Here is a 13,475-nt window from a genome sequence, read left to right on the forward strand (position 1 = left end):
AGCATCATTTCCAGAGCTATATCTTTTTACCTTAACAATTCTTTTTTGACTTCCTCTTCAATCATCTTAATTATACTCGTATCAGCATCACCTGTCAAAAAATCCCTAACATTCCCGAGATCATATCGATTTCCTATCATTTTTTCAATAGCATCATTTATTATGTCTATGTCAAATCCCTTTATAATAGGCGTTATCTTCACATACCCTGCAGAGCCTTTACCATAAATTCCTTTGCTTTTATCAATGCAACCACCTGCACCAGGTTTACTGCTTCTAAAACCCATTCTACACTCTACTGTTTCATACTTGATTTCACCATTTTCTATATACGCTATCCTATTATCTTCAGTAACCCGCAATCCTGTTATTGTTTTTTTTGCTTTTGATTTTATACTATCATCAATTATTGTTTCCATATAATCCCTATACTGACCTTTATACTCATAGTCTTTATAGATGCCTCCACCTCCCATAGTGATTAAATCCTTGCACTCTTGTTTGCCTAAACGACACTTTCTTATAAAAATAGGACCCCCATCCTTATCTGTGTATCTCTTTTCTCTGTTACCTCCTCCCTCTGAAACTTCAATGTCAAAGATAGGATAACCAGGATCAATTTCCAATTCAGCCTTAATATAATCTCCTGGCATTCCTGCTCTAGTTTCAGTGGAACAGGCATTCTTCTTGGTGGCATCATCTACATAAGATCTGCAGTTAGCGGGTGTATCTTTTATGTGACCTGCTTCACCGCATCCCCACACTTCTATTTCAACATGGCTAGATGTTATTTGTGAGCCATCCACATCATGATTTCCACTTCCAAAATCATGGGACTTTTCGCTCTTTTTTTCAAATTCTTGTTCCTTATTTTCCAGTTGTTTCTTGATTATCTCTTTTAATTTCTTTTTTAAACCTTCCCAGTCAAGCCTACACAATTTATCAGCGTAAAAGACCTCTGTTCTATCTGCTTTAATCGGTTGATCTTTTAATTGTGTACACTTTTGTACTTCATTTTTTTCATCTCCTAATACTTTACCATCCTTATCTTTACAATCCACTTCCTCGTGCTCTAAGTAAAATGAACTATTATCTTTTTTATCTAAATATTGTTCTACATCCGTCAATTTGTATACTACTTTGACTTTGTTGTTTGTAAATTGTTCATCTATGTCTTTATCGTAATTCACGCAATAACTGCATTTTCCCTTTTCCTGCTTATTTTCATCAGGGAAGAAAACATACCCTTGCTTATTAAATATTATTTTATCCAACTCATTTTGAGATCTTTTTAAGAGGTCACCTATTTCCCTTTCCTTGCTTGGAAGATAATAGAACCGATTTGATTCCTTGGAGTAAACAGCATTGTATTTAGTATATCTTGTTCCCATTAATTTTAGTGGTATTATTTTATTTTCTCTTTCAAGAACAAACTCCTCTGGTTCTGGCTGCCATCCAGAAAGACAAAGCATTTTACTGTTAGAATTTCCTTTATACTTTACTTCTATTTCTGGTTGTCCTAAGTTGTTCAATTTGCACTTATCCCCCTGAAACTCTTTACATTCCGTTTCAATATCAGGAACATAGCCATATTCTTTCAGAACTTTAAATTGTTGCGGATTACTTTCTAATATACCTTCTATAATATTATCAATATAATTTTTTTTGTTATTACTATCAGTCGTTTTTGCTACTATTGCTGGTTTTACTACTTTTAAAGATAGAGGGCCAATATTTACAGAATGGTTGGTAACATTAAAAGTACAGGAGCCATTACTGTAGGTTCCATATGCTCTATAAATACACGTGCTCTCGCTCATCTTCATTTCTACTTTCAATGTATTTTCATTTACTACCTCCACTATCTTAGGTTCTGGAGCAGGTGGTGCAGGAAAACAGCGAATAAACTGTGGATTTTTTTCATCTATACCTTGAGTTCCATGGTATTCAGCGCAGAGTTTATCTTTTTCTCTATAAGTTTTGAAGTGATGTGTAGTACCATCTTTATCTGGAATATAGTGTTCCTCAGATTTGTCTTTTCCGTGCTTTTCGGGAAAATCTAACTTTTCCCCAATCCCCCCATCTCTTCCTTTCAGATCACCAATGATTATCTTAACCTCAGGATTAAAGTAATCATTGTCTTTATCTGTTATAGGAACAATTCTAACTTGTGGAGGTGACATCGCAAGTTGCTCGCAAAATGGAGGCGGGCCAGGTGCAAGTGGTACAGGAGCACATTTTACTTTTTCCTGATAGCAATTATCACAGGTATTTGCCATATATCCAGGGCGAAAAATATTTGCTCCTTCACCTATTTTAGTAAAATATGAGAAAAAATCCCCCATGCAGGCTGCTTTTTGGCTACAAGCACATATTTTAGGAGAATTAGCAAATTTTGTTCGCTCTTCTTTAGTTACATTGTCTGCCCATTCCCATCCAAGACCTTTCGCAATCCCTTCCTTAATTTTTCCATCATCTAATATTGTATCTCCTTCCCAGTCGATAAAAACTGCTGCAGAAACTCCAGCCCCGCTCGTCTGCGTTCCATATATCTGGCGGCAAGACGTTCCATTAGCTAACACATAACAATTACCTTCTTCATAGTCGCAAACTTGAATCTTTGGGTTGAAATAACCATCAATTCCTTGGTCTTTTATTGCTGTCACTTTAATTTCTTTTAATAGATGAGGATCAAAATTCAAATCACCCCACTTGCCAGTAATAAAGTTCCAAAAACCCTTTCCTATTGAGCTTCCCCCAGCTTCAAGATCAGTATAAGTGTATATATCTTTGCAAGTATTAGAATATCCATTACTTGCAATTAGCAAAACCAATACTAGAAAAAAAAATTTGGCTTTAAGCCTTACACTTCTCATAAAATACCGGTAACCACTCATTAACTTCTTCCCCTTTTTCTTTTATTGCCTCGTACATATACTTTATCGTCTCTTTATTAGCTGAAAGTACATGTATTTCCTGCATATTTTTCAAATCTAAATTTAAAGTTACTAATCCTTTGTACTGTTTTATCAAAAATAAACCTTCCTGTGTTGGCGTCTGCAGAATTATATTCAGCTCCTCTTTAGATAAAGAAAATGCTTTCATGCATAATCTATTTGCATTGACGTTCGGCATCAAGATTCTTGTATCAATATGTTTATCTAAATATTGAGTAAATTTGCTAGCAAATGCGAGGTTTAAGTTTTCAGTACTTAGGATTACCACAACATTTAGTTCCGTCATTCTTTGCATCCAGTTATCAAACTCTTTCTCTGTAGGAAAAATATTACTTATCTCCCATGCTTCATCCAAAACAAGCATTGCAGGCGAGCCATCACATTTTGCCTCAAAAGAATATAAAAAATAGTAAAGTATCACGGACATACATTCCTTTTGTTTTGTAAGGTTTGCGGTGTTGAGAGATATAATTTTTGTTTCCCAGTCAATATCTGATTCATCACCATCTTGAAATAAGTAAGCAAAGTCACCATCGTCACACCATCTACTTATCTTACCCCCAAGGAGCAAGAGCACCTCAGAAATTTGTGAAATAGAACGTGATTCCTTGGGTATAGCAAATATAGAATCCACAATTTTTCTTATCTTTTCTTCTACGTCCACCAAGCTTGTATCGGCTACCATTCTTCTGATCAGTTCAACCAACATATTGCGATTGGAAGCACTATCTTCAATGTTTAGTGGATTAAATTTTAGGCTTTTGTCCTTATATTTTGGATCGATTATGTAATATTTACCACTCACTGCTTTAGTAAAAATTATTGATTTTCCAGTGTTATCCAATATGACAATTCTTGGGTTAAACTTTCTTGATTCTGATAATAAAAAATTAATGAGTGAAGTTCTGCCTGAATTTGGAGCTCCAAGTATCGTAGTATGGCCATTATTTCTTTTTCCATGAAAATTAAAGAAGTAAGGATTTCCTTCTTTTGAGAAAAAAACTGTTACCGCTTCTTTCCACCTGCCTCCTTTTAATGTACCTGACGTAAAATCGTGCAGCATAGCAAAGCTGCAAGCGTATTTTGTTAAGATATTTTTCGGTTGCGTAATAAAAGCAAAATTGCCTGGAAGTTGTGCCCAAAAATGACTTTCCATATGTAGATCAGTTCTAAATATCATGAAGCCAATCAATGACATTATAGAAGATAAATCACTAATACTTTCAGCTAACTTATTCCTATCGTCTGCAAATATTGTAAAAATAATTTTCTGTTGGCAGAAGTCTATACTAGAGGTCTTTTCAAGCTCTATTATTTCTTCAATTCCTGAGCTTTTAAGTAAGGTATTATCCTCACTAATTTGCAGCATGTTGATTTGTTTTTTAAATTCTTTTATTGCTTTATTATTACTAGTAAATATCATTATTTCTGTAATAATAAATTCAGATTCAAGCTGCAAGCATCTATCTATATTACCTAAAGAGATTTCCCGGTATTCTTTTATGCTGAAAATAGAGCCAAATTTCTGTTGATTTTCAAATATTGTTTGAAACGTATTGAAACCAAAAGCTATTTTAAAATTTCTAATATATTGCGACAGGTCCCCTTCATGTATTGGATAATCTTTGTGCGTTAATGTAACAATATAGTGGAGAAATTCTATCATTTCAGAATATATTTTACCTTCACTAAACCTTAGACCCAGTTTTTTAGCTCCAAAAGGTTCTAAATCATTTTGAATTAAGTCAGTTATCTTTTGCAACTCCTGATGGCTTTCTTGTAAAGACAACTTATGCTTATTCTTTATTCTATTGAAAAAAAACGAATTATTAGTATGCTTGCCAAAATCGCTAAACAATATTACAATGTATAGTTCATTTATATACTGTAATTTACTATCAGTTAGTTTATTAAACCACGTTGAATGTAGGTTGTGAGAGAAGTCTTCAGTTTTATTCCATTTCAAGCTCAGTTTATTGCGCTTTCTAACGGTATGAATCCAAACGGTAAAACACAGGCTATTAATATTTTTTGATATGCTTTTTCTAATTTCAGTTCTGAGGTCGCTGTAGTTATCAACAGAAGAATAATCTTCTAACTTGATTATTTTTAACAATTCTCCCTGTTTTGTTAGTATGGTTTCTTCATCGTAATGACAAGCATAAGGAACAAAATCTAAATCGATGCTTTCTAGTAATGCTAAGTTGTTCTTTTTTTCAAGCTTAGAGTTAACTGTTGGTACTTTTAGCTGCATATGCGTATTCAATAAAGATAATTAAAAAAGATAAAAATACTATCTTAATTTTTATCTTTTTTTTCGCTATCGGATTGTAATTTTATATCTTTTGTAAAGTTAAATTTTTCTTTTAAGTAGTCTGTTGCCTTTTCTGTACTACCGAACATCAGGACCAGTACACCAAACATTATCATAAAAAAGATTAGACCTCTGAACACTACTGCAAGTATCACTGCAGCTATACACAACCCTATGATTGTTGAAGGACTCATATTTTCTACAGTATCTTTAATTGAAAATGAAGAAATAAAATTTTTTACCGTTTCTTGTACATCCTTTACTTCATCACTCACCGAACTTGCTTCGCTAGAATATGATGCAAAAATGAAACTTAATAAGGCTATAAAAACCAAAACTTTATTCAATTGAATGCGCATCAACTAAATACCTTTTAAACATTTCTTAAATATAACAACTTTTATATCAATAGGCAAGAACTGAATTCACTTATCCACTACAAGTAACACATATTTAATTTTTACAATGCTGTAAGCTCTTTATCATCAACAAGAGGACTCACATTAATGGATGTTAATTTACTTGATAGGAAGTTTGAATGTAATTCAGCTACTGCTGCTATAGCAAACACCACAGCCATAGCAAGTAGTCCTGCTCCTATCAATCCTGATGTCATTGCTCCTGCAACAATGCACCCTATTGTGGAGAGAGCACAACCTGCTACAAATGCAACGTGAAGATTTCTGTTATTGGGTTGTTTTTCAAGTGGAGTATCTTCACCCTTTTTCTTATTCAAAGGAAATTTCTGCACGATTGTAATGGCGTTTTTTCTGTCCCTTTTTTCTTCGGGTTGCATTGAATCTTTTGCCTGGCTGCCTGTCATCTGAGTAGTTTGACTATTTGGATCCATACTTTCTTTTTCTCTGGATCCCAGTGTCACGCACTGGGATGACACCTGTGGCTCTTCTTCTGCAGTCTGCTCTGGTTGCATTTGATTCCCAGTATCTTCTTTTTGTAGATCGTTATTTTCTCCAGCAGAGCTTAATATTGAGCTCATACTGCTCCTTCTACTACTTATTGGTGATTCTAAACTTTCTTCACTCGGTTTGCGTGAACTTACTCCACTATCTGAGTCACTAGCACATACTTCTTCTTTAGTTGGACTTTCTACATTATTTTCTGTCATCCCAGTGCTTGACACTGGGATCTCTTTTTTTATGGAATTAATAGGTTGTTCTTCTATTTTTGAATCTTTATTGCTGCTCCTTTTAATAATCCCTGAAATTATTTCTAATATTTTCCCTCTTCTTGTTGGTGATCTTTGTAATTGTTCTCTTTCATTGTTAGATACTGAAAGCTCGACCTCTAATTTCATTACTTCTGTTTCCAACACTGGAAGAAATTTTTTGGTGTAATAATTATAAGATTCTTCTTGCTCTTTCAGTGATTTTTCTAATTCAATTAATACATTAGGATTAGCCTCTTTCTTGAACAACTCTATGCATTTTTTGATAGTTCCATCTCCATTTTTTTTTGGGCTTTCATGATTATGTGTTTTTTTTGTTACCTTTTTGTATATAGTGTCGTGCAATTGTTGGTTAATATCTTTTTTAGAACTTAGCATAGACTCCTCCATACATAACAAAATGTATAGATACCTCTTTAGCGTTAATTTTACATTAAAACTGGGCAATTATGCCATATTATAAATAATTGCGGCAACTTGCTTATTGGAAGGTCGCTTAACTATTTGCTTTCTGGGCTTTCTACTTCTACAGATTTGCGTTCAATATGATTGTTTGCTTGTTGAACTAATATATCTATCACTTCTTTCACAGGCTTTTCCCTATCAACCATGCCAACACTTTGGCCAGCCATTAAAGATCCCGTTTCAACATCTCCTTCAATCACTGCCCTTCTTAAAGCTCCAGCCCAGAACTTTTCTATTTCAAGCTGCCCATCTTCTTTTGAGATCTGTCCCTTTTGGTATTCATCAATAACTTTTTTTTGATGCTTCATAAAATCATCACTTGCTTTGTTGGCTATGGCTCTTACAGGAATTACAGGAAAATCAGCACTTATCTGTACAGAAGACACTGCATTACGTGCGGCTGATTTGATAAACACTTCTTTAAAATTTTCGTGGGCAATTGATTCATTGGTGCAGACAAATAATGTGCCTATTTGACAGCCACTTGCCCCCATTTCTAAGTAATTAACTATCATTTCACCTCTTCCTATTCCGCCGGCAACAAATACTGGTATTTGTTCATTTTTAAAATGAGGTAATATCTCTTGTGCAAGAACAGAAGTGCTAACTGGCCCTATGTGCCCACCTGCTTCCATTCCCTCTATTATTAACGCATCTACTCCCATTTTTACTAACCTTTTCGCAAGGCTTAATGCTGGTGCAAAGCACATAACTTCAATGCCCGCACTCTTGATTTTTTCTATATTAGGCTTCGTTGGCAGTCCACCGGCAAGAACTATGTGGCTTACTTTCGTTTCAATACACACATCTATCAACTCACTCAACTTTGGGTGCATAGTAATTAGGTTTACACCAAATGGCTTGTTAGTTAATTTCTGTGTCTCTATGATTTCCTTTTCCAGTAAGTCTGGAAACATTGCACCACATGCAATTACACCAAAACCACCAGCGTTTGAGATTGCTGAAACCAAGTTTCTCTCTGAAACCCAGCTCATAGCACCACCCATTATAGCAAACTCACTGCCAAGAAAATCTGTTCCTTTTTTCCAGAGGCTACTTAACATATAACCTATATCATACGTTTAAAAATGTTTTGTTTATCTATAAATGTGTGTTTCAAAGCGCCAAGTATATGTAAGATTATAAAGAGTACCATAAAACATGCAAGCATCGAATGTAGCTGATTAGCCGTGTTAGCTAGGTCTTTGTTTTGATTAATCAACAAAGGGATATGAAAAAAATATTTGATCTTTTTGCCAGAAGCAGAAGACATAACATAGCCAGATAGTGGCATTAGCACCATTAAAGAATATAAACCAAAGTGTACTGTTTTACTTGCATTGATTACAAACCGAGAAAAATTTGCTGGAAGTGGTGGAACATAAGTAAAGACGCGAAAAAATATGCGTACTATGATTAATCCAAGAATCAAGAATAGTGATACCGCAAGCCTTATGAATAGCGTATATGTTGAACTTAATTTCATTGCTAAGTGGTAAGCTTTTCATATAAAGTCCAGAGCAAAGCATACCGATAATAAAAACAGCCATCAACCAATGGATAACTCTTAAACCTAGGCTCTGTGGACAAAATTTTAGAGAAGCCATACAAGAGCTCCAACAAAATTGAGAAAACCCATAAAAACCTCAGCAGTTTTATCAAATCTGGAAAAAATGCGCCTAAAATTTTTAATTTTACCAAAAAAACACTCAATCAAATGACGTTCTTTGTAGATATGCTCATCGTAATACCTTTGCACTTTTCGATTCCGTTTTGGCGGAATAACTACTGTACATCCCTTGTCTTCAAGACTTGTAACAAAGGCATTGCTATCGTAGCCCTTGTCAGCTACTACAGTAGAGTTATAGATACTTTCGGTCAACACTTGTGCCTGCGTAATTTCATTTCTTTGACCAGGAGTCAGAGTAAATTTAAGTGGATTTCCAAGTGCATCGACAAGCGCATGTATTTTAGTTGTAAAGCCACCTTTGCTCCTCCCTAAAGCTTCTTGATCCTTGGAGTTTTTTGTATATCCAGATGAACATGGATGGCCTCGGATGATCGTACCGTCGATTATAGCAACTTCTAAATCAGGCTCTTGTTTAGTATATTCAAGCAATTTTTTCCAGACATCTCTTTCACACCATCTTTTAAATCGCTTATGTATACTCCTGTAATTACCATAAGTTTTTGGTAAAAGTCTCCATTGGCAACCACTTCGCACTATGTACCACACTGCCTCTATGAATATTCTTAAACGTTTTTCATCTTTGCTGTGCATTCCTTTTACGCTTTTTATGAACTCTAAAATTTGTTTCCAATTTTCCTCTTTGATGTAATATTGCATATGGTAGTTTCTCCATTTTTTACCTATTAGGCTAAACTACCATCTTTTTCTCTCTTTTCATATTTTTTGTCCACAGAGCCTAGGCTATATTTATCGTCTTCCATTTTGATTACCCTAAAGTAGCATTTATATAATAGAAAAACTATTTTTCAATCAAAATTATTAAAGCAATTTAGATTTACCGACAATGTAGCTATACAAATTCGACCCAGCCGAGAGTCAAGTAGCAGGCACTGGCATCTAAGTCATAGAAACGGATTAAATGCAAAACTTACTTGACACCCTTCGCCAGCCCTCTTATCATGGTACTGAAGGTATTCAGTTATCTTCATCTGTGCAGATTAAACAGCAAAAAAACAACGTAGTTGGCGTCTTATTTTTAATTTTTTGCACTATGTGCACCTTATGTCCTCACAACATTTCTGGGTTTTTACCTATATAAGCTGAAACGCGCTTATAAGTCGTTTAAGACAGTATAGTACGCCAATTTGCAGGATTAGAGAGTGACAACTAGCTAACACGGGGTTTCTTTTGCCTTTTTTTCTGCTTAGTAAATTTCTTAAATATTAAAGCTAAGGTTAGTTGCATTTAAAAGCAGCTAAATTGCAGTGTTTAAGACTTAAAAAACGCCAATACTGAAAATAGACAATGACTAGGGCTTCTTTTGCCTTTTTTTTATTTGGTAAATTTCTTAATGTTTATAGCTAAAAGAGCCCAAGAGAGGTGTCATTCCAGTGCCCCTGTGATGTCATTCCAGTGCTTGGCACTGGAATCCAGGAATTTTATTAAGTTGGTGAGCATAAAAATAGCTGTTTTACGTTAAAATACAATGTTTTGATGATTATGGAAAGGCTGGATTCCAGTGTCAAGCACTGGAATGACACCATAGGGGCACTGCCATCATAAAGGAACCAGTGTCAGCTACTTGAATGACATCATAGGGGCGCTGGGATGACACCCTGACAATCGTCATCCCGCTGCTTGTTAGCGGGATCTAGAGATACCGCGAATGAATCGCGGTATGACGGTTTGTGGTGGCATGACGATAAGGTTCCAGTGTCAAGCGTTTGGCGTGCAAATTTCCTTAAACGTTCGTAAGCTTAAAACTTTACTTTAGATCAAACTGCTGTATAGTGACTTTATAGCTTCAATTTTGTAATGAATATACCTAGTATAGAAAATTGTGATCTTCACAATAAAACCGTCTTACTCAGAGTTGATTTCAATGTTCCTATAAAAGATGGAGAAATTCGTGATGTCACTCGTATTTTGAGAGCATTGCCTACTATTCAGTATTTAGTGAATGCGAGTGCAAAGATTATTATTATATCGCATTTCGGACGCCCAAAGGCCAGAGATAATAATCTGTCGCTAAAAAATGTAATTGACACTTTATCGCAGTTACTAAATAAAAAAGTGAAATTCATTGATGATTGCGTTGGTGAAAAAGTGCAAAAAGCAGTGAGTGCTATGGATGCAAGAGATATAATATTACTAGAGAATCTAAGATTTTATGAAGGTGAAAAGGAGAATGATGCAAACTTTGCCAGACAATTAGCATCTCTGGCGGATATATATGTCAATGATGCATTTTCTTGCTCTCACAGAGCTCACGCTTCTATTTCACGCATTACAGAATTTTTACCCTCCTATGCAGGATTTTGCTTGCAAGATGAGCTAAAGTATCTTGAAAAAGCTGTATCATTTAAAGCTAAACCTATTACTGCGATAGTTGGGGGAGCTAAAATATCAACTAAAATAAAAGTGCTTATGAAGCTAACAGAAAAGGTTGATTACCTAGTTCTAGGTGGTGCAATAGCCAATAATTTTTTGTCATTTAGCAAAGTAAATATAGGGAAATCTTTCTTTCAAAATGGTGTTGATGACCTTCTACATAATATTGTTGAAACAGCAAATAAAAACAATTGCAAAATAGTTGTGCCAGAAGACGTTCTGGTTGCAGTAAACTCTGATTACAGCACTAGTATTTCAAGAAGAACTGAGTCCATTTTGGACGGTGATATAATTTTGGATATCGGACCACAAACTTTGAGTACAATAAGCAGTATAATAGCAAGCAGTAAGACTCTGCTGTGGAATGGACCTATTGGTGTTTTTGAACACTCAGCTTTTGCAAGTGGTACAATAGGGGTAATGAAAATCGTAAGTGACTTAACGCACAAAGGAAAGTTAACCAGCATAATAGGGGGAGGTGATAGTCTATCTGCAATAAGCGCTGCAGGCTTTACCGATAAGGATTTTACATATGTTTCCACTGGTGGAGGAGCATTTTTAGATTGGTTAAGTGGTGATGAAATGCCGGGAGTTGCTGCTCTGCAAAAATGATTAGATTAAAACTTTTTTAAATTGTTTCTTGTAAGCTAGCTTTTTTGTGAACGTGATTATGTCGAAGACAGTTAAACTAATTTTGTGTTTAATAATACCAATAATAGGATTTATTTTTTATATTAAGGATCATTATTTTCACACCGGCTATGTAGAAGAAAATAATTTTGAACCATTTTTCAGTTCACAACCAGCCACCGTTTCCAGAATTAACTGACTTCGATAGAGGAGTGTTGAAAGTTTGTAGAGATTGGGGAGCACATCCAGATAAAGAAGATTTCAAAATTTTACTTGATTGTCCGCAGCATCAAGAAGTAGTGAAAGGAATATATGATAAGCTTGATCGTCAAATTGTCACACCAGATGCGGATTTGGAGTTATTTAAAGATGAGCTGGCTAACATTTGGTTTACAAATAGTGGAAGTGAAAAAGAAACTGTAGGGTTTGGACATATTTTTTGTGGTTAGCCAAACGATAAATTAGGTGGCATGCATTTTGTAGGTAGATATGTTGAAGCTCAAGAAGATAAATGGGCAGGTGCAATTTGGAATGATAAGTCCCTATGCAATAAATCAGATATTAAGCCGCCAGTTTATACATTTGGAATGAAATATTTAGGTAAGGATGGGGAAGTGAAAGTTATAGCTCTTTTCATAATAGTCCGGAAAGTTCATAGAAAAGCAGAATCAACAGCATGACGAAAAGATGTGAATAGAGGAATGTTTTTCCTAGCTCTGTTTTTTATAGCAAACCAATGATGCTCAATTTTGTTAAAATCGGGAGAATAAGGCGGTAGATATAAAATTTCTGCACCAACTCCTTTAGCAAGTTCAGTAATCTTATTAGACTTATGAAAAGTAGCATTATCAAGGATAACAGTTTGTCCAGGTTCCAAAATCGGTGTTAGGAACTGCTCAAACCATTTATTAAAGATATCCATATTACAGTGGCCTTCAAATGTTAACGGAACAACTATTTTTCTGCCGTTTAAGGCTGCAATCATACTGATTCGTTGAATTTTTTTACCAGATTTTAGAGCATAAAACCGCTGTCCTTTCTGAGAATATCCATAGGGATAGTCTTCGGTATTATCAATACCAGATTCATCTATATATACTAAGTTTTGAGGTTCTTTTGTTGCTATAATTTTCAAAAATTCAGCACGTTTTTCTTCATTCCTTTCTTTGTATCCATATGTCTTTTTTTGCGTGTGAGTCCAATTTTTTTAAGAGCTCGATGAATCGTTGGGATACTAACATTACTCCAAAGCTTAGCCATTTCCGATAGAGTTTTTCCACCATGTTTTTTGGCAAATTCAGTAAATTTATTCCAGTCGGTAATTTTGTGATTATAACCTCCATTTCCAAGTTTTTTCGACTGAAAATCTCCTGTTTCTTTTTTTCTTTGCTGCCACTCCCATAATGTAGTTCTTCCAATTTTAAATCTTGCTGCTACCGTTTCTCTGCTTTCCCCTTCGTCTAGCACTTCCATTGCTTTTTTTCTTAAATCATAACTATATGCTGCTGGCATACTTACCTTCACTACTATAAACTCTTATTTTAACCCGTTTGGACCATTATGAAAAGAGCTATAAATGCCCAAATGGATACGCATACAACCTTCATGCCGATAATTTCTGCAACTAAGGCGTTTAAGGAATTGGGAAAAGATGGAATGTGCCTGTATAAAATGGAGGATGACAATCATCAATCAGTATTTGTAAGAAAGAATGATGCTATACTCACGTTCTATCCTGACTCAACACCAAAATGTGATGATAAGAGTACTTATTGTAGTTGCAGTAAGTCTTAATTTCAAAACCAATAGGGTGAACAAATGATAAAAATGTTATAGCCAATT

At 34.9% G+C, this 13,475-nt stretch carries 8 protein-coding genes and 3 pseudogenes; 3 read left to right on the forward strand and 8 right to left on the reverse strand.

The annotated features are described in order from the left end of the window. Positions 1–26 precede the first annotated feature (26 nt). The 7 genes and pseudogenes from OOK85_RS02975 to OOK85_RS03010 all read right to left on the reverse strand — a co-directional run bounded on the left by OOK85_RS02975 (position 27) and on the right by OOK85_RS03010 (position 9,269). A complete protein-coding gene (locus OOK85_RS02975) occupies positions 27–2,897 on the reverse strand; it encodes a hypothetical protein (protein ID WP_264703938.1) in 2,871 nt (956 codons plus the stop codon). Beyond that, positions 2,857–5,211, reverse strand: coding sequence for a VirB4 family type IV secretion/conjugal transfer ATPase (locus tag OOK85_RS02980; RefSeq protein WP_264703940.1), 2,355 nt, complete (start codon positions 5,209–5,211; stop codon positions 2,857–2,859). The genes OOK85_RS02975 and OOK85_RS02980 overlap by 41 nt, the downstream gene beginning before the upstream one ends. A 44-nt stretch (positions 5,212–5,255) precedes the next feature. Beyond that, a complete protein-coding gene (locus tag OOK85_RS02985) occupies positions 5,256–5,630 on the reverse strand; it encodes a hypothetical protein (protein WP_264704152.1) in 375 nt (124 codons plus the stop codon). 101 nt (positions 5,631–5,731) lie between these two features. Continuing rightward, positions 5,732–6,835 carry a hypothetical protein gene (locus tag OOK85_RS02990; protein WP_264703942.1) on the reverse strand — a complete coding sequence of 368 codons (1,104 nt, stop codon included), beginning with the start codon at positions 6,833–6,835 and terminating at the stop codon, positions 5,732–5,734. 122 nt (positions 6,836–6,957) lie between these two features. After that, on the reverse strand, positions 6,958–7,986 hold the full coding sequence (locus OOK85_RS02995) for an NAD(P)H-dependent flavin oxidoreductase (protein WP_264703943.1): 1,029 nt from the start codon (positions 7,984–7,986) through the stop codon (positions 6,958–6,960). A 5-nt stretch (positions 7,987–7,991) separates the two neighbouring features. Then, positions 7,992–8,529 (reverse strand): annotated as a pseudogene (locus OOK85_RS03000) (cytochrome b). Then, complete coding sequence (locus OOK85_RS03010) at positions 8,517–9,269, reverse strand: IS5 family transposase (protein WP_264702164.1); 753 nt, start codon at positions 9,267–9,269, stop codon at positions 8,517–8,519. Before OOK85_RS03010 ends, OOK85_RS03000 begins: the two are co-directional and overlap by 13 nt. A 1,158-nt stretch (positions 9,270–10,427) precedes the next feature. On the opposite strand from OOK85_RS03010, the gene OOK85_RS03015 reads away from it, so the two are divergent. After that, complete coding sequence (locus OOK85_RS03015) at positions 10,428–11,615, forward strand: phosphoglycerate kinase (RefSeq protein ID WP_264703950.1); 1,188 nt, start codon at positions 10,428–10,430, stop codon at positions 11,613–11,615. Positions 11,616–11,673: 58 nt separating this feature from the next. Beyond that, positions 11,674–12,256 (forward strand): annotated as a pseudogene (locus OOK85_RS07995) (EndoU domain-containing protein); the annotation flags it as partial. Between the two features lie 29 nt (positions 12,257–12,285). Here OOK85_RS07995 and OOK85_RS03030 read toward each other — a convergent pair. Beyond that, a protein-coding gene (locus tag OOK85_RS03030; RefSeq protein WP_264702431.1) for an IS630 family transposase occupies positions 12,286–13,145 on the reverse strand; the annotation gives its coding sequence in 2 pieces (ribosomal slippage) (positions 12,286–12,821 and positions 12,821–13,145; 861 coding nt in all). A 50-nt stretch (positions 13,146–13,195) separates the two neighbouring features. On the opposite strand from OOK85_RS03030, the pseudogene OOK85_RS03035 reads away from it, so the two are divergent. After that, positions 13,196–13,427 (forward strand): annotated as a pseudogene (locus tag OOK85_RS03035) (EndoU domain-containing protein); the annotation flags it as partial. Positions 13,428–13,475 lie beyond the last annotated feature (48 nt).

The organism is Wolbachia endosymbiont (group A) of Volucella inflata, assembly GCF_947250665.1.
GTDB lineage: Bacteria > Pseudomonadota > Alphaproteobacteria > Rickettsiales > Anaplasmataceae > Wolbachia > Wolbachia pipientis.

Coding starts and splice junctions, on each gene's coding strand:
- OOK85_RS02985 (WP_264704152.1), bottom strand. CDS start 5,630: ATGCGCATTCAATTGAATAAAGTTTTGGTTTTTATAGCCTTATTAAGT.
- OOK85_RS02990 (WP_264703942.1), bottom strand. CDS start 6,835: ATGCTAAGTTCTAAAAAAGATATTAACCAACAATTGCACGACACTATA.
- OOK85_RS03015 (WP_264703950.1), top strand. CDS start 10,428: ATGAATATACCTAGTATAGAAAATTGTGATCTTCACAATAAAACCGTC.
- OOK85_RS02975 (WP_264703938.1), bottom strand. CDS start 2,897: ATGAGTGGTTACCGGTATTTTATGAGAAGTGTAAGGCTTAAAGCCAAA.
- OOK85_RS02980 (WP_264703940.1), bottom strand. CDS start 5,211: ATGCAGCTAAAAGTACCAACAGTTAACTCTAAGCTTGAAAAAAAGAAC.
- OOK85_RS02995 (WP_264703943.1), bottom strand. CDS start 7,986: ATGTTAAGTAGCCTCTGGAAAAAAGGAACAGATTTTCTTGGCAGTGAG.
- OOK85_RS03010 (WP_264702164.1), bottom strand. CDS start 9,269: ATGCAATATTACATCAAAGAGGAAAATTGGAAACAAATTTTAGAGTTC.